This is a genomic window from Mycobacterium sp. NGS56 (assembly GCF_059812425.1).
Genome location: NZ_JCALCQ010000001.1, coordinates 1,081,654 through 1,097,547, shown reverse-complemented (window position 1 = coordinate 1,097,547; position 15,894 = coordinate 1,081,654). Strand labels below are relative to the sequence as shown.

Below are 15,894 nucleotides of genomic sequence, written 5' to 3'. Positions count from 1 at the left end.
CGACAAAGGAGCAATCACATTGGCGGACAGGGTCTTACGCGTAGCAGTTATCTCGACAGGCGGCGTGGGCAGCATCGCGTTACGCGCGATCAACCGCCGCGCGCACCTCGATCTGGTCGGTGTATGGGTGCACAGCCCCGAGAAGACCGGCCGCGACGCCGGCGAGGTTGTCGGGCTCGGCCTCATCGGCGTAACGACCACTGCCGATCTCGACGACATCATCAAACTCAAGCCCGACTGCGTGGTCTATGCGGCCACAAGCGCCGACATGGATGCGGCGGCGGTCCGCGATTATGTCTGCTTTCTGAAGGCCGGCATCAACGTCGTCACCACCAACACGCCGGGAATGATGTTTCCCGACAGGTGGATTCCGGAATTGGCCGATCAGGTGCGTGCCGCGGCACTCGCGGGCGGCGTCACGATATACACGTCAGGTATCGAACCGGGATTCGCCGGCGACCAGTTCGCCGTCATACTGTCGACCTTGTCCAACACCATCCGCTCGGTTCGCGCGCAGGAGATCTTCGATTACTCGGCTTACCCCAACGAGTACTTGATGTTCGACGCGATGGGCTTCGGCCGTCCGCTGGACTTCACCCCGATGCTGGAGCTTCAGGGCGCACAGCAGTTCGCCTGGGGACCACCTATTGGCCTGGTGGCGCGCGCATTAGGAGTCGAGCTTGACGAGGTCACCGAAAGCTATGAACGGGTGATCACGCCGCGCGACCTGCACGTGGCGTGCGGACTGATTCCAGCAGGCACCTGCGGAGCGGTGCGGGCCGAGACGACCGGGGTGGTCAACGGCCATCCGATGATCACCATCGAGCACATCAACCGTATGGCGCCCGACTTGGCACCCGAATGGGCCTCGGCGCCGAACGGCACCTATCGCATCGTCATCGAGGGCGAACCCCACATCCACTGCGATCTTCGCTTCGGCACCGAAGACACCCCGGCATCGGGGAACGACAACGCGATGGAGGCGACGGCCATGCGCGTGGTGAATGCCATCCCGTACGTCATCGACGCGGCCCCCGGCATCGCGACCTCACTGGATCTGCCGATCACCGCGCCCCGCGATGCTTTGGATTTCGGCTAAACGGTGAACATCGGGCCGCGGGGTGCGCCCCTGACCTCGTTGCCGCCGTCGATCGCAAAGCTCTGCCCGGTCATCCAACTCGACTCAGGGCCCGCCAGATAACGGACGCCGGGCGCGATATCGTCGGACACCCCAAGTCGGCCCAGCGGAACGCGCTCGAGGAAGCTGCTGGTCAGCTCTTCCAGGTGAATGTAGCCCTGGGTGGTGGCCGCCTCGGTCAAGCCCGGCCGGACGGCGTTGACGCGAATTCCCTTCGGACCGAGCTCGGATGCCGCGACGCGGATCATCATCTCCAGCGCGGCTTTGCCCGCCGAGTAGTGGCCCAGACCCTCCATCGGAATCTTCGACGACGTGGACGAGATGAACACGATCGATCCACCGTTCGTCATGAGTGGCGCCGAGTAACGCATCGCGAGGAAGTTCGACCGCAGATTGCCCATCACGAAATTGGTGAAGGTCTCAAGGTCCTGCTCGATCAGCGGGCCGGTGCCCCCGATGGCCACGGTGCCGACCACGATGTCCAGCCGCCCCTTGACGTGGTAGGCCGCCTGCGCGGCTGCCGCGACGGTAGCCTCGTCCTCCGGATCACCCTTATGGGTCACGATTTCGGCGTCCGGTGCGACGGCGAGGATCCCGTCACGGGTCGCATTGAGGCGCTCCCCCGATCGCCCGAGAAGATAAAGCGTCGCACCATCGGCGGCCAACAGCCTCGCGCTCGCTTGGGCAATTCCAGCCGATGCGCCGAGGATGAAAGCGGTCTGACCGTCGAGTGCGCCCATTGCATCACTCCTTCGTTGAGTACCAAGGGTAGAATACTAATTCTCGCTTAAAGGTAAAGCTGGTTCTCTGCGCTGGTGCGTTGGTGTACCGTACCGGTGTGCCAGACATGACCGGCAAGGTCGTCCTCATCACCGGTGCCGCCCGCGGCCAGGGCCGCGCGCACGCCGTCAGGCTCAGTGCGGATGGTGCCGACACAATCCTCGTCGACATTGCCGGCCCATTGCCGCCCAGCGTCCCCTACGATTCGGCCACCCCGGACGAGTTGGCGGAAACCGCCGACCTTGTCGCCGCCAACGGCAGGCGTGCCGTCACGGCGATGGTGGACACGCGCGATCACCCCGCCCTGTGCGCGGCCGTCGACAAAGGAGTGGTCGAGCTGGGCCGGCTCGACGTGATCGTTGCCAACGCGGGCATATGTTGTCCAGCCCCCTGGGATCAGGTCTCCCCCAGCGATTTTCAGGACACCGTCAACATCAACCTGGTCGGTACGTGGAACACTGTGATGGCCGGCGCCAAGCACATCATTGCCGGAGGACGCGGCGGGTCGATCATTCTCATCGGATCGGTAGCGGGGGTGAAGATGGAGCCGTTCATGGTCGCCTATACGGCAAGTAAGCACGGCGTCACGGGGCTCGCTCGCTCGTTCGCGGTGGAACTCGGCCGTTACAACATCCGGGTGAACAGCCTGCACCCGGGGTCGGTTGCGACGCCGATGGGCAGTGGCCGGATGATCGAAGCGATGCAACAGGCCGCGGAGTCCTACTCCCTCCCTCAATTCGGCTTCAGCAAGCAGCTCCTGCCCAATGCGGTGACGATGCCCGAGGATGTCGCGAACGCGGTCGCGTGGCTGGCCTCAGACGAGTCGAAATTCGTTACCGCCTCAGCTATATCCGTCGACGTCGGGGTTGCCCAGGCCTAGCAGGATCGCGGTCAGCTCCGCCGGCCGTGAGTAGAAGGGCGAATGGCCGCCGTCCAACTCGACGATCGACGCCCCGATTCTGTCGACCGCATTGCGCCGAGCCCACGACTCTCCCACCGCACGGTCGTCGCGCATGAGTACGTAGGTCGTGGGCGCGTCGGGCCACCGATCGATCGGGCAACGCTCGGTGAACACGGTGAATGATTGGTGCCGCAGTTCGTCAAAAGCCCGCCGGGCGAGTGCTTCCGGACAGTCGTGGTAGAAGCCGTCACGCACGGACTCCCAGGTCAATCCGAAGGGCCCGGCACCGTGCTCTTGTGGCTCCGGGAACGTGATGGCGTCGGGGTTGGCGGCCAGATGTTCGACGAACGACTGGCCGGTCACCGGCAGCAGGCCAGCGACGAATACCAGCCGGGACACCGGGTACAGCGTGGCGAGGACGGGCGCACACAGTCCCGAAATCGAATGCGCCACCACCACAACATTCGTCGGTGCCCAGTCCTGGACGGCACGCTCTATCGCGTCGAGCGCCACTCGCGCCCAGTCCCCCGCGCCGGCCGAGTCGTCGTCGACCGGCAGGTCCGGTGCGACGACCTGGTGGCCCTGCCGCACAAGCTCTTGAGTGACCGCGTCCCAGGACGATCCGAAATGCATCCCGCCGTGCAGCAGGGTGAAAAGGGTCAACGTGCCGCTCGCGAGAGTCTGCCGACGATTTCAGGCCCGGCCAAAGGCAATTCGATGACGCCGGGGGCGGCGTCCACCACGCGAGGAATTGCATTTACGGCGGCCATCGCCGTGGCCGTGATTCCGGGATTGACCCGGCCTTCCTCGGACTGTTCCAAATACAGCTCCAGGCTCACGCTGGGGTCGCCCTGAACGCGGAACACCATCCCGCCCTGTCCCTGGCGTGAGGGTTTCGGCCAGCGGTCGGGCCATGGCGTCGAACTCACCGTCGCGAAATATTGCACTGCCACCACTTTTCGGTCGTCGACGACCCCCGACAACTGCCAGCGATGCGCGCAAATCGTTCCGGCCGGCACCACGCCGATGGCGGTTGACAGGTCGGCTGGAGCGAGCAGGGTCTCCCAGTCCAGTTCTACGCGGTCGAGGTCGATGCCGAGTACGCCCGCGATATAGCGCACGACCGTCTCCCAGTCATGATTCACCTTGCCGGAGGCTATCCGGGCGGGCACGTGGCCGTCGGGCTTGCCGAAACCCATCGACTCGTGCAACACATCCCAGATTGGATACGACTTATCCAGGTCGAGCGCGTATTCATCCATCCGGTACGAATCCACCCTGCCCACGCCGGAAAGCAGGGCGGTGGGCAGGTTGAGACTGATGAAGCCGGGCTCGCTACCGGTAGCGTAAAACGTCGAATTGCCTTTGCGCGCCGCTTGATCGAGCGCGGTGCGCCAGCGGGGTGGCGCAGCGGGCGGATACACGAGTGGGATCGTCGAGATCGTCACGACATTGATCCCCGCCGCCAGCAGCACGGCAATGTCGGCGACCGCATCATCCTCCCGACGGACCGCTGTCGCGCAGTAGGTCACGCAGTCGGGTTTCAGTCCAACGATTTCCGCGACGTCTCCTGTTGCCGTGACGCCAACATCCGCCAAGCCGCAGAGGCCGCCCGCATCGGATCCGATCTTGCCCGGCGTGGAGACCTTCACTCCGACGAGCTCCAGTGCGGGGTCGAGAATCGTGGCCCGCAATGCTTCCCGCCCGGTGAGTCCCGTGCCGATATGAGCGACGCGATAGCGGGCGGCCGTGTAATCACCCATCAAGACTCCCTGCGGTCTACTTGTAGAAAGGACCGGGCTTGCCCGATCGCTCGAGATGCCCGTACGGGTCGTACAACTTGATATTCGGATACGGGTTCTGCTCGTAGGCGGGTTTGGACAATCCCGCGACCCGCAACCCGGACAGCGCCGCCAGCGGCGCCGCGAAGGAGACGAGACCCACCGCCAAGGAAATCAGCAGCTGGCGCGTCAACGTGACCGTGCTACCTCCGGGCCGCGCCGGGAGCCGCCGGGCGATCCGGTTGATCAGGATCAGCTCGCCACTATTGTCGCGGACGCACATCACGGCGACCATGCCGAAGATGATGGAGTCGTAGACCGCCATGATCAGTGGGAAATGAATATGGCCGATCTGCAGCGTTGGACCGACGGCCTCGGTGTAGAAGAAGATGCCGAAACGCATCCAGGTGAACTGGATCAACCCGTTAATGGGGACTGCGACGATTGTTGCGCCGATGAAGACCCCGACCAGACGATGGCGGGCCAGCCAGGCGTTGCGTTGCATCGGCGGGTCGATGAATCGGTCATGCAATTGCAGGAATCCCAGACCATTGAGCAGGTAGTAGGCGGCATATCCGCCGAGAAAGGCCAACGCGGGCTCGAGGTTCGGCGAGATGTTCACATACGGCCACGACAGGGGGAAGTGCAGCATGCGCGGGTCGAAGATCGCGAAGGTCGCCCAGTTGGCCAGGGGATCCAGCGCTCCGGTGATGAGGCCGGCGAACGCGATGACCACGGTCCAGTGCACCTTGCGCTGCCGGACCGAGAGCCATACCAATGTCGCGATCAAGCCGATCGCCATCGGAATGGAACTGAGGGCGACAGCCAGCGGCCAGTTGTCGAAACCGAGGAACGGCGGATACGGCGGCGCGGTCGGGTCGGGATTGGTGGTCCGCGGGTCGCCGTGTGTGCCCGATTGGATGCTCGCTACTGTGACGACCGCGAAGGCCAGGTAGGCGACGACGAAGATTGCCCACCCCACCCAGGTCCGCGACGATGAATGCGTCCTGGAATCAAGGGTATTCGTCATGTCGCGACCGTGTCCGCGGGCATTCCGCTGTCGCCCTTGATCACGGGCATGTTCGTCCACGTCCCCTGGTCGTCGCGATACCATCCAGCCGGGCCAGCACGACCTTGCCCTCGAAATTGAGGTAATCAAGATGAACGACCACGCGGCCTCCTATTCGGCGAGCGGGGCTCGTCTCAAGCACCCCGGACGAGAATAACAATTCTCGCATGAGAGAATCGGCTGACTATCTGGCGAAGGAAACGGGTATGGCCGACCGACACTCCAACATCGCGGGGACGCGGATGCTGATCATCGGGGCATCGTCCGGTATCGGACAGGCGATGGCCCTCGCCGCCCACTCCAGGGGCGCCGAGGTGGCGCTCGCGGCGCGCCGGTTGGACGTCCTGTCCGAGCTGGCCGATCGGCTGAGCGGTTCGGCGTACGAGCTCGATGTGTCGGACCCGCGTGCCGTCGAAACGGTTATCGGCGACGTCGCTGCCAAGTTCGGCAGCCTCGATACGGTGGTATTCACCAGCGCTGTCGTGCCGTTCGCGCTGATCGAAGACACCGATGTCGCGACCTGGCTGCATGCCTACGCCGTCAACGCCGTCGGTGCCTCCCACGTGCTGCGGATGGCGCTACCCCACCTGGCCGAAAACGCGACGGTTGTCGTCGCATCGAGCCATGACGTCGGTCGTCCACGCCCCGGTGTGGCCGCCTATCACGCGAGCAAGGCCGCTCTCGACGAGATCCTGCGCTCCTGGCGGGCCGAGCACCCCGAGCTCGCCCTGATCCGGGTGAGCGTCGGCCCCACGTGTGACACCGAGATCCTGCGCGGCGCAGACCGCGACCTGCTGGCCGACCTGTACCGGGCCTGGGCGCAGGGCGGCCAGATTCCAGCCGAGATGTCCGCCGTTGAGGATGTCGCCAACGCGATGCTGTCCCTGATCGCGGTTTCGCGTGCGAACCCTACGGTCGTCAGCGAGATCGTGCACCTGGCGCCGCGAATCATCAGAAACCCTACGCCCCCGAGAGGATGACTTAATGGACCTTGGTTTCGAGGGCGCGACGGCCGTTGTGACCGGCGGAAGCAAGGGGATGGGGCTCGCGATCGCCGAAACCTTTGGGGCCGAGGGGGCCTCGGTGGCGATCATGGCGCGCGGGCGGGCAGCGCTGGACGCTGCGGCGGAGCGCGTCCGCCGTGCCGGCGCCCCCGAAGTCCTGGCTATCAGCGCCGATATGGCCGACGCCGAGTCCATCGCGTCGGCGTTTACATCGGTCGCCGATTCCTGGGACAGCCTGAATGTGCTGGTGCACACCGTCGGTCCGAGTGCCGGCACCTTCGAGGAGCTCACCGACGATGACTGGCACGCCGCATTCGATCTCGGCACGCTGTCAGCCGTGCGCTCGGTCCGGGCCGCACTGCCGTTGCTGCGAACGGCCGACTGGGCTCGCATCGTCACACTTTCGGCGCATTCGATCCAGCGCCAGAGCGCGCGACTGGTCGCCTACACGGCGGCCAAGTCGGCACTGTCGAGTTTGACCAAGAACCTGTCCAAAAGCCTGGGCCCCGAGGGCATCCTGGTCAACTGCGTCTGTCCCGGCACCATCGTGACGGCCAGCTTCACCGAGATTCTGCGTGATGTCCTCGCCGCGGACGGGCTGGACTCGTCGGACCCGAAAGACGTGATGAAATGGGTCGAAAAGACCTACGGTCATCCCTGCGACATCGGTCGCGCCGGGCTACCCGAAGAGATCGCCTCGGCCACCACCTATCTGGCGTCGCGGCGAAACGGCTACGTGACGGGAGCCACCGTCAACGTGGACGGCGGATCGGACTTCATCTGATCAACATGCGAAGGGAGTCTATAAGGTGACCGGCGAATCCCGACGGCTGCGAATAATCCAGTGGGCGACCGGTGCGGTGGGCACCGAGATGATCAACACGATCCTCGACTACCGCCCCGACCTCGAACTGGTCGGGGCGCGGGTGTATTCAGATTCCAAGCACGGCGTCGACGTCGGGACGCTGGTCGGACGGAGCCCCATCGGGATCACCGCCACCACCGACGTCAGCGAAATCCTGTCCACGGATTGCGATCTCGTGCTCTATGCGCCGTCGTTCACCAGTCTCGACGACGTGTGCGCGCTGCTGGAGAGCGGGAAGAACGTCGCGACCGTCTCATTCCTGTTTTACCCCCAGCGCATCGGGCAAGCCGACCGTCGGCGGCTGCTGGCGGCCTGCCGCAAGGGCAACAGCACCATCCACGCCAGCGGCCTCAACCCGGGCAACCTGTCGGGCGTGCTGCCGCTGGCGCTGTCCGGCATGAGTCGCACGATCGATCGACTCACCCTGCAGGAGCGCGCCGACTGGTCGCTGTGGGAGAGCACCGAAATCACGTTTGACGGAATGTGGTTCGGTCGCCCAGTCGACCACATCACCCCGACCGCAAACGACTTCCTGACCTTCAACACCGCCCTGTTCACCCAGCAGACATGGTTCATCGCCGATACATTGAACGCCGCGATAGACGACGTCACGGTCAGCGTCGACGCAGTGCCGGCAACCAAGGACTTTCAGATCTTCGACCATGAGGTGCGCGCTGGTACGACCGCTGGTCAGCGCTGGAACTTCGTCGGACACCGCGACGGTGAGCCGCTTATCGAGTTCGAGACACTATGGACGGTGGGCGGCAAGTATCCGGAGCACTGGCCTAAACCGGACGATGGGTGGACCCTTACGCTCGAAGGTGATCCATCGATGCGCGTGCACTTCTTTTGCCTGGCCAGCTATTCACGGCCGGCGTCGGTCGCCGAGCATGTCCGCGCGGGCTTGGTCGCCGTTGCGCTGCAGGTCGTCAACGCCATACCCGCGATATGTGCCGCACCCGCAGGTTTTGCCACCATGGCCGATCTGCCGTTGATCCGTAGTTATACCGGCTTCGGTGATCCGCCCATCGTCGTCGCGGACTGACATCGGCGGGTGCCGATCGCGTCAGCGGGCGTCGTCGGCAACCACCCGAAGATCGGCTCTCCGACCGGTCACGGGCCGCGTTGCGAGTTATCGGGAGCCGCCGCGAAAACATGCTCCATTTCGTCGAATATGCTGCCGGGCACGAACATCTCCGACTCATCGAGGATCCGGTCGAGGTTGGCCGCCACGTCCTCGGCGGCGAAGGCGCCATCGCCGCCGAACCAACCGCTTGTCACACCGAAGGTAATCATTTTGCCTCCCCTCCGAGTACGGCACCGCACGGTCCAGCACGGTGACGATGCGGGGCGGCCGAACGGCTACCGTGAAAAACGTCATCAGACGAGCCCACGCGCCAGGGCGAACATGGCGGTGGCCGCGTCGAGTAGCTCCGGTGTCAGCATGTTTCCGGTGTACTCGACCCAGCACCAGCTTCGCGCCGGCCGCACCCCCGACGAGGCGAGTGTCACTGAACCGAAGACGTGCAGCGGGCTCCCACTCGATTCGAAGCCGAAGGTGTAGGAATCGGCGCCGATGTTCGCGTCGAGCTTGGTCATCCTTCCGGACTCGTTGAATATCGGCTTCGCAGCGATGTCCTCATGCACCGTGGTAACACCGTCTTTGAGCTGATAGCCCGGGCCGAAGGTCACGCCTTCGCGCCCCTGCCAGAAGCTGCCGCCGCCCAACTGCCCATCGTCGAATTCGTGCAGCCAGGACACCCACATGCCTTGCAGATGGCGGGCGATGGGGAGCTCGGTGTACACCTTTCCTGGCGGTCCGTACGCGAAGTCCTGGTGTGCGTAGCCGGAAACCTCGACGCCATCGACCTTGCCGGTGGCGTACATCAGCTCATGGCGGTAGTAGACGTCGTCGTCGATGCCTTGTTGCGCGGGCACGAATGTGAGGACGATATCGCTGACCGTCCGGCCATGTAACTCCCATCGGTTGCTCGCATCGTGCCAGTGAAACCCGTTGGCATCGCGCTCGATTCGTCCGCTGGGATACAGCAGCTGGACAGTCGCGCCGTCATCGACGTATTGCAGCGGCTCGAACCAGTCGAGCGTCGAGTACTCGGCGTAGAGGTGAGGTGCATCGATCCCGAGGTCCATCGGCAGTGAGCGAAATCCGCACACTGGAGACATGACATGGGTCATTCCGGTAACGAAGTCGTCGCACCCACGCACCCCCCAATAGCTTTGACCGGATGCGTCGGCAACGACTGCCCCCAACCAGATGCCCGACAGTCCCATGCCCGGCGTGGGGACCCATTCGCGTCGGTAATGGGCGAGGGATGGGGGCTGGCGAATGACCTCGAAATCAATCGATTTGAGCACTCAATCCTCCTCGCCGGGATGCGACGGTTGTCGGGATCTTCGAGCAACTATCTTGTTGGCACGACACCGCGCTCAGTCCAGTGCGCGACGAACGGGGCGATAGTCGACAGGTCGTAGAGTCCCGGTCGTGCCGCAATCACGGCCGGGATCGCGTTGATGGCGTGCATGGCGGTGGCCAGGCAGCCCTGTTCGGCGTGATCCTCGCCGTGAGAACCGATCACGAGATGAAGACTCATGCTGGGCTTCCCCTCGACGGTCACCGCATAACCGATTTCTGTTGGCCAGTCGGGGGCCAGATCGTCAGCCATCCTGGTGAGATGTTCGACGGCGAGCGTGGTGTCGCCGCAGTCGACTTCGACGCCAAAACGCATGGCCCCCACGGTTCCCGCGGGAATCTCCCCGGCCGCCACCACCAGCGCCCGCGGCGTCGTCGCGACCTCACGAAACCCCACGACCGACCGGATCTCGAGACCGAGGGCCTGCGCAAGGACCGTCGCGCTGCCGATCCAGGCGCTCGCGGCGTAGTCGGTGTTCGTCAGCAAGGGGGTGGTGTCGCCGGGCGTGTGGCCGAATCCCATGGCGTTGAAGATCAAGTCGTGGCTGGCATAGGTCGAGTAGTTCAGCACCTCCCGCACACTGATCCGGTCGGCCCGCTCGGTGAGCCGGGACAGGACCGGTGCCAGCGACTCGCCGATGAAGCCCGGGTACAGGCCCAGCCCGAGAAACGAGGAACCCCCGGATTGGCAAGCCTTTTCGATGCCGCCGGCCAGAGATTCGTGCAGCGAACGGGGATGTATGAACCGGCTGCCGGTGGCCACGACATTCTTGCCCGACGCCAGCAGGTCGCAGACATCGGCGAAGCAGCCGGGTGTGTCGATCTCGACCTTGCCCATGTAGAGCACCACGTCGGCATCGGTGGCGACGACCGCTTCGCGATCGGCCGAGGTGAGCACGCCCGCTTCGGGCGCTCCGCACAGAACACCTGCGTCGACGCCGGCTTTGGCCGGGTCGTACACGCGCACGCCAACCAGTTCCAGGTCCGGCCGGCTCACGACGTGACGCAACGACATCATGCCCGTCACGCCCGTCGCCCACTGGATCACGCGAGTCATGTCAGGCAGTCCTCAATCCCACACCACGTCGAGACGTGGCGGCGAACGGAACATCGTGCCCGTCACAAAGGGCGCTGGCGCGTCTGGGTCAATCCGCAGGCCGGGCAGTGCGTCGAGCAGCGCGTTGAAAATCTTGGTGCTTTCCAGCCGGGCCAAGTGCATTCCCAGGCACACGTGCGCACCATGACCAAACCCGATGTGCGGCTTACGTTCCCGGAATATGTCGAAGGACTCGGCATCATCCCAGCGCGTCTCGTCGTGGTTGGCACTGCCCAGGTTCACCATCATCGTCGAACCCTTCGGAATGCTCATGCCGAAGAATTCGACGTCGGCGCTGACCTCCCGGATGAAGTTCAGCAACGGTGTCTCCCACCGGACGCCCTCCTCGATCGCTTGCGGCAACAAGCTGCGGTCGGCGCGCACCGCCTCGAGCTGGTCGGTGTGGGTCAGCAGACCCAACGCGAGGCTGGCGGTCGACCGCGACGTGGTCTCGGCTCCTGCGGGGAGAAGATTGCGCATGAACCCGTAGATCTGCTCATCCGACATCTTGACGCCGTCGATCTCGGCCTGCGACAAGATGGTCACCATGTCGTCCTTTGGCGACTTACGCCGGTCGGCGAGCACCCCGATGAAGTACTCCTTCATCTCCGCGGACGCCTTCATCGCGGTTTCCATGTCGGCGCGAAAGCCAAGCAGGTCGATGGCCAACCGGTGAAACTCGCCGATATCCGACTCGGGCAGCCCGAGAAGGGCAGCGATGATCCGGACTGGGATCGGCATGAACACCGCATCGACCAAGTCCGCGCGTTTGTCGTCACGGAACTTCGCGATCGTGCGATCCACCAGCGGGCCAACAAGCTCGGTGTCCCAGCGCTTCATCGACGATCGGGCGAACGCAAATTCGTGCAACCGGCGATAGGTTGCGTGCTCGGGCTCCTGCATCTCCAGGATCGTCGGACCCTGCAGCGGCCTCACCATGTCCTCATAGATTCGGGTGCTGAACGTGATGTTGTCGGTGAAAACGGCCTTGACTGCGTCGAACGAGTACGCCGTGAAGGTCTTCTTGCCGTCAGGGCCGCCCTCGGAAACGCCCATTTCCGGCCAGCCCGGGTGGACAGCCGCCTTTGCCCGCAGCTCCCGCAGCAGCGGATAGGGAGTCGCATCGCCGTCTGCGCCCATCCCGGCGTTGAACTTCTCCTGCGCCTCACGAATACGCTGCTCGATGTCGTCAGCAACCGTCGGCTCCACCACCTGCACCTCCCGTACGGTCGGCAAAACTTCCAGCTTCCCGGTTGCAAACCTACATGATGTAGGTTGAACCAACCAGAACCTGGCCAGATCGCGAAAGCAGAACCTGGAGAATTCGATTGGCTATTCGAGTTGCGCAGTGGGCGACGGGCGCCGTCGGTCGCGCCGCGCTGCAAGAGCTCATTGAGAATCCCCATTATCAGCTGGTGGGCGTACTTGTATACGATCCCGCGAAGGTCGGCCTCGACGCCGGCGCGCTGTGCGGACTACCGCCGACCACCGGCGTGGTCGCCACGGCAGACAAGGATGAGATCACCGCGCTGTGCGCGGATGTCGTCGTGCACGCGGCCAGCAAGGCGCATGCCATCGAGACGAACGCCGAGGACATCTGCCGCCTTCTGGCCGCCGGCAGCACAGTCATCACCACGACGTCGTATAACCACCTGCCCACCTATGGCGCGGACACCGAGGCGGCGTTCGCGAAGGCCTGCCAACAAGGCGGATCGAGGTTCCACGCAGCAGGTGAGAACCCGGGGTTCATGTTCGAGCGTTTGGTCGCGACGGTGACGGGGTTGAGCAAGACGATCGATCGCATCGACCTCTACGAGGCCACCGACGTGTCAGCCGTCGACAGTCGGCCCATGCTCGTCGACCTGATGGGCATGGGCAGGCGCCCAGAAGACGTCAGCATCGATTCCCCGATCATCAAGAAGCTGGACCTGGCCTATCGCCAAGCGCTCAATGCGACGGCCGACGTGCTCGGAATTACCCTGTCGCACATCGATGTGGCGGTCGACGCCACCACCCTGCCCTATGACATCGAGGTCCTCGCCGGCACAATTGACGCGGGAACAGTTGTCGGACAGCGTTTTTCGTGGGTGGGACATTGGTCGGGTCGACCGTTGCTGGCCATTCACGAGGAGTGGGTGTTGACACGCGACCTTCCTCAGTGGGGCATGGCCCCCCTGGCGCCTGGTGAGAAGGCGCCGCTGATTCGCGCGGTCATCAGGGGTGAGCCGAGCTTCGAACTGCAACTCGACGTCGGCTCCGACGGCCAGGCAGCAGTGGGCCAGCACGCCATGCCGGGTCATCTGATGATCGCGATGGGTGCGGTTCGCGCCATTCCCTACGTGCTTGCCCAACCGCCGGGCATCGTGACCGCACCGGTGTTCGGTGCGATCCAATTAACTTGAGCCCGGGGCCACCGCGCGTGCGATGTGGTCGCTGGGCGCCGCATAAAACACATGCGCGCTGCCATCCGGTAGCACCCGTCGGGCCACAAGATAGTCCGAACCCATCCAGCCCTGTCTTATGAACCGTCCGAACCGAAGGAAGGTGCCCGGGGCGCCGCTGGCCGACGGGACGAGCTTCACCTGCTCCATACCGTTCTTAACCCCCTCGCCGGTCAGCGGGCGCGCGGCGGCGAGGCCCCGCACGATCACGGTGGCCGCGTCGTGGGACAGGCCCGGCATCGAGTGTGCGGGCCGGCGGCCGTATCGGGCCTCGAAGCGGTCGAGGAAGGCCTGGCCCACGGTGTTGCGCTCGTCGTAGCTGTCCAGGCCGATCCAGCCGGACAGGTGCCGCATCCATTCCGCGCTGATGTGGGCCATTTCGAAAGCCGTCGTCGTATACCGCGGGGGATCCCAGCCCGCGGCCAGCAGCGCATCCGTGAAGCCCCAGAGGCCGTGTCCGAACCCGACGTGCACCAGTGCGTCGGGTTCCGATGCGCGCAGCGCGGTTACCGCCTCGGACTTGTCGGCTTCGACCTGGGGAATCGCCACCGTCGCAACGACCTTCAAACCCGCGGCATCGTATGCCCGTTGCGCAAAGCCGAGGTATTCATTACCGATCAGCGAGGCCTCGTAGGCAATGGCGATGCGCGACCGGCCATCGCCGATCATCACCGCGGCCAGCATTACCGGCTCCTCGGGCATCGAGCCGTTGTTCAACGCGAAGCACCAGTCACCGAGCGCTCCCTCCGATCCCGAGAGGGTGACGATCGGTACTCGCGCCGTGGCCTCGACGTGCGAACGCAGCGGCACCACGTTGTCCGATACCCACGGCCCGTAGATGGCAAGACAGCCCTCCGCCACAAGCTCATCGAAGGCTCGTTCGACCGCAAGGTAGGTGCCGTTCGGCAAGCCAACCACGTTGCGTGTCACAAGTTCGATCGGCCGGTCGAGCAGACCCGAGGACAGCGCTTCGTCCATCACCAGCCGCAGGGCGTCAACACTGTCGTTGTCGGTGTCGCCGGTGGTCGGATAGTCGTTGAGCAGGCCGACTTTCAGGGGAGCGACTGAACCGTACGCGCGAACCTCGTCGTCTGCCATAGCGGCAACATACCGGATGAAGGTAGAGGGTATCGACGGGGACGTCAGACTTCATGCCTGCGGAAACCATCGTTTACGAAAAGCGCATATAGCGCTTTTGGCGTGTTAGCTTTTCCGGATAGGGGTCGCCGCTCTAAGGAGGAGCAATGACGCTCATGTCGCCGCTCGGAGCCAGTGCGCCACCGACGGAGAAGAAGTATCGCGTGATCCAGTGGGGCATAGGCAATGTCGGCACCTTGGCGTTGCGACACTTTGCGAACAACCCCCTCTACGAAGTGGTCGGGGTACTCTGCAATCGCCCGGAGAAAGTCGGCAGAGACGCAGGAGAACTCGTCGGGGTAGGGCCAATCGGCGTGCTAGCGACCACCGACAAGTCCGCCCTGGAGGCCCTCGACGCCGACTGCGTGTTCTACGCGCCACTGTGGTCGGACGTCGACGAGATCTGCCGCCTGCTGCGCGGGGGAAAGAGCGTCGTCGCCTCGGGCGGCGCGTGGTGGCATCGGACCGAAACCAACAGCGCGGACATCGACAAGATCGAAGCGGCGTGCCAAGACGGCGGTACTTCGTTCCATGGAGGTGGCATCCACCCTGGTTATGCGGCGGACCTGCTAGTTCTGACATTGGCCCGAATCGTCGGCAAGACCGACCACATCCACATCTACGAGGCGGTGAACTTCAACAAGGACACGTTGAAGTACCTGGACGAGATGGGGTTCGGGAAATCCCCGGCCGAGTTCGCCAAGGGCAATCTTTTCCAAGACGCTTGGTCATTGTTCGCGCAGTCGCTGACGATGGTCGTCGAAGGGCTGGGCAAAACTGTCGAGAAATTCACGACGGACGTGGAATTGGGCACGGCCATCCGCGATATCCCCTATGAGGGAACTCCGGATATGGATATGCCGGGCCTCAAAGGTGTGATCAAGAAGGGCACCGTCGCGTCCCAGCATCACCTCTGGACCGCATGGGTGGACGGCCGGCCGTTCATTACCCTGCATGAGCTCTACTCGTTCATCGAACACGACGCAATCGACCCGAAGCCGGACTGGGAGCCGTACTACCACTACCGGGTGGTGATTGAAGGAGACCCAGGTACCGAGCTGATCCTGCGGGGCAGCCAGCATGCGCGAGACCACGCGAAACCCGGCTACATCGGTTACGCCTGGACTGCGATGGAACCGGTGAACTCCATTCCCGCCATCTGCGACGCCTCGCCCGGTTTCAAGTCGCACGCCGACCTCGGGCTCATGACTGTTCGCGGCATCGTGCGCTGAGAACGGCCCCAACCGGCAG

The 15,894-nt window shown here is 64.1% G+C and carries 16 protein-coding genes; 7 read left to right on the top strand and 9 right to left on the bottom strand.

The genetic code is table 11. The features are described 5' to 3' along the window. The first annotated feature begins 19 nt into the window (after positions 1-19). Positions 20-1,099 carry an NAD(P)H-dependent amine dehydrogenase family protein gene (locus tag AC5Y4F_RS05105; RefSeq protein WP_499995369.1) on the top strand — a complete coding sequence of 360 codons (1,080 nt, stop codon included), beginning with the start codon at positions 20-22 and terminating at the stop codon, positions 1,097-1,099. On the opposite strand, the gene AC5Y4F_RS05100 is transcribed toward AC5Y4F_RS05105, so the two are convergent. Beyond that, positions 1,096-1,878 (bottom strand): SDR family NAD(P)-dependent oxidoreductase, encoded by a 783-nt coding sequence (locus tag AC5Y4F_RS05100; protein ID WP_067934622.1) that lies wholly within the window; start codon positions 1,876-1,878, stop codon positions 1,096-1,098. The genes AC5Y4F_RS05105 and AC5Y4F_RS05100 overlap by 4 nt on opposite strands. A 107-nt stretch (positions 1,879-1,985) precedes the next feature. On the opposite strand from AC5Y4F_RS05100, the gene AC5Y4F_RS05095 reads away from it, so the two are divergent. Further along, complete coding sequence (locus AC5Y4F_RS05095) at positions 1,986-2,798, top strand: mycofactocin-coupled SDR family oxidoreductase (protein WP_499995784.1); 813 nt, start codon at positions 1,986-1,988, stop codon at positions 2,796-2,798. Here AC5Y4F_RS05095 and AC5Y4F_RS05090 read toward each other — a convergent pair. From AC5Y4F_RS05090 to AC5Y4F_RS05080, 3 genes are read right to left on the bottom strand one after another with little or no spacing between them, the layout of a single operon-like run. After that, complete coding sequence (locus tag AC5Y4F_RS05090; RefSeq protein WP_499995367.1) at positions 2,760-3,482, bottom strand: alpha/beta fold hydrolase; 723 nt, start codon at positions 3,480-3,482, stop codon at positions 2,760-2,762. The two genes, AC5Y4F_RS05095 and AC5Y4F_RS05090, sit on opposite strands and share 39 nt — an antisense overlap. Beyond that, complete coding sequence (locus tag AC5Y4F_RS05085) at positions 3,479-4,582, bottom strand: dihydrodipicolinate reductase (protein ID WP_499995366.1); 1,104 nt, start codon at positions 4,580-4,582, stop codon at positions 3,479-3,481. Before AC5Y4F_RS05085 ends, AC5Y4F_RS05090 begins: the two co-directional genes overlap by 4 nt. Before the next feature lie 16 nt (positions 4,583-4,598). Beyond that, entirely contained in the window at positions 4,599-5,630 is a 1,032-nt protein-coding gene (locus tag AC5Y4F_RS05080) for a hypothetical protein (protein ID WP_499995365.1), read from the bottom strand. A gap of 245 nt (positions 5,631-5,875) precedes the next feature. Between AC5Y4F_RS05080 and AC5Y4F_RS05075 the strand changes: the two genes are divergently transcribed. From AC5Y4F_RS05075 to AC5Y4F_RS05065, 3 genes are all read left to right on the top strand, one after another. Then, on the top strand, positions 5,876-6,649 hold the full coding sequence (locus AC5Y4F_RS05075; RefSeq protein WP_067934629.1) for an SDR family oxidoreductase: 774 nt from the start codon (positions 5,876-5,878) through the stop codon (positions 6,647-6,649). Positions 6,650-6,653: 4 nt separating this feature from the next. Further along, on the top strand, positions 6,654-7,457 hold the full coding sequence (locus tag AC5Y4F_RS05070) for an SDR family NAD(P)-dependent oxidoreductase (RefSeq protein WP_499995363.1): 804 nt from the start codon (positions 6,654-6,656) through the stop codon (positions 7,455-7,457). Between the two features lie 88 nt (positions 7,458-7,545). Further along, complete coding sequence (locus AC5Y4F_RS05065) at positions 7,546-8,583, top strand: dihydrodipicolinate reductase (RefSeq protein WP_067934743.1); 1,038 nt, start codon at positions 7,546-7,548, stop codon at positions 8,581-8,583. 68 nt (positions 8,584-8,651) lie between these two features. Here the strand turns inward: AC5Y4F_RS05065 and AC5Y4F_RS05060 are convergent, their stop codons facing one another. From AC5Y4F_RS05060 to AC5Y4F_RS05045, 4 genes are all read right to left on the bottom strand, one after another. Further along, positions 8,652-8,834 carry a hypothetical protein gene (locus AC5Y4F_RS05060; RefSeq protein WP_499995361.1) on the bottom strand — a complete coding sequence of 61 codons (183 nt, stop codon included), beginning with the start codon at positions 8,832-8,834 and terminating at the stop codon, positions 8,652-8,654. Between the two features lie 84 nt (positions 8,835-8,918). Beyond that, entirely contained in the window at positions 8,919-9,914 is a 996-nt protein-coding gene (locus tag AC5Y4F_RS05055; protein ID WP_499995358.1) for a hypothetical protein, read from the bottom strand. A gap of 47 nt (positions 9,915-9,961) precedes the next feature. Further along, entirely contained in the window at positions 9,962-11,026 is a 1,065-nt protein-coding gene (locus tag AC5Y4F_RS05050) for an NAD(P)H-dependent amine dehydrogenase family protein (protein ID WP_067934634.1), read from the bottom strand. A gap of 12 nt (positions 11,027-11,038) precedes the next feature. Further along, positions 11,039-12,277, bottom strand: coding sequence for a cytochrome P450 (locus tag AC5Y4F_RS05045; RefSeq protein ID WP_499995783.1), 1,239 nt, complete (start codon positions 12,275-12,277; stop codon positions 11,039-11,041). A 116-nt stretch (positions 12,278-12,393) separates the two neighbouring features. Here AC5Y4F_RS05045 and AC5Y4F_RS05040 point away from each other — a divergent pair, with 116 nt between their 5' ends. Then, positions 12,394-13,467 carry a dihydrodipicolinate synthase gene (locus AC5Y4F_RS05040; RefSeq protein WP_499995357.1) on the top strand — a complete coding sequence of 358 codons (1,074 nt, stop codon included), beginning with the start codon at positions 12,394-12,396 and terminating at the stop codon, positions 13,465-13,467. Here AC5Y4F_RS05040 and AC5Y4F_RS05035 read toward each other — a convergent pair. Beyond that, the gene (locus AC5Y4F_RS05035) at positions 13,459-14,604 is read right to left on the bottom strand and encodes an ABC transporter substrate-binding protein (protein WP_499995356.1); all 1,146 of its coding nucleotides are present in this window, start codon (positions 14,602-14,604) and stop codon (positions 13,459-13,461) included. The genes AC5Y4F_RS05040 and AC5Y4F_RS05035 overlap by 9 nt on opposite strands. Before the next feature lie 146 nt (positions 14,605-14,750). Between AC5Y4F_RS05035 and AC5Y4F_RS05030 the strand changes: the two genes are divergently transcribed. Next, positions 14,751-15,875 (top strand): NAD(P)H-dependent amine dehydrogenase family protein, encoded by a 1,125-nt coding sequence (locus AC5Y4F_RS05030; RefSeq protein WP_067934639.1) that lies wholly within the window; start codon positions 14,751-14,753, stop codon positions 15,873-15,875. The last annotated feature ends 19 nt before the right edge of the window (positions 15,876-15,894 follow it).

Excerpts from the sequence above, each read along its gene's own strand:
- AC5Y4F_RS05100 (WP_067934622.1), bottom strand. The coding sequence starts at position 1,878 with ATGGGCGCACTCGACGGTCAGACCGCTTTCATCCTCGGCGCATCGGCT.
- AC5Y4F_RS05095 (WP_499995784.1), top strand. The coding sequence starts at position 1,986 with ATGACCGGCAAGGTCGTCCTCATCACCGGTGCCGCCCGCGGCCAGGGC.
- AC5Y4F_RS05085 (WP_499995366.1), bottom strand. The coding sequence starts at position 4,582 with ATGGGTGATTACACGGCCGCCCGCTATCGCGTCGCTCATATCGGCACG.
- AC5Y4F_RS05080 (WP_499995365.1), bottom strand. The coding sequence starts at position 5,630 with ATGACGAATACCCTTGATTCCAGGACGCATTCATCGTCGCGGACCTGG.
- AC5Y4F_RS05075 (WP_067934629.1), top strand. The coding sequence starts at position 5,876 with ATGGCCGACCGACACTCCAACATCGCGGGGACGCGGATGCTGATCATC.
- AC5Y4F_RS05070 (WP_499995363.1), top strand. The coding sequence starts at position 6,654 with ATGGACCTTGGTTTCGAGGGCGCGACGGCCGTTGTGACCGGCGGAAGC.
- AC5Y4F_RS05065 (WP_067934743.1), top strand. The coding sequence starts at position 7,546 with ATGATCAACACGATCCTCGACTACCGCCCCGACCTCGAACTGGTCGGG.
- AC5Y4F_RS05060 (WP_499995361.1), bottom strand. The coding sequence starts at position 8,834 with ATGATTACCTTCGGTGTGACAAGCGGTTGGTTCGGCGGCGATGGCGCC.
- AC5Y4F_RS05050 (WP_067934634.1), bottom strand. The coding sequence starts at position 11,026 with ATGACTCGCGTGATCCAGTGGGCGACGGGCGTGACGGGCATGATGTCG.
- AC5Y4F_RS05035 (WP_499995356.1), bottom strand. The coding sequence starts at position 14,604 with ATGGCAGACGACGAGGTTCGCGCGTACGGTTCAGTCGCTCCCCTGAAA.
- AC5Y4F_RS05030 (WP_067934639.1), top strand. The coding sequence starts at position 14,751 with ATGACGCTCATGTCGCCGCTCGGAGCCAGTGCGCCACCGACGGAGAAG.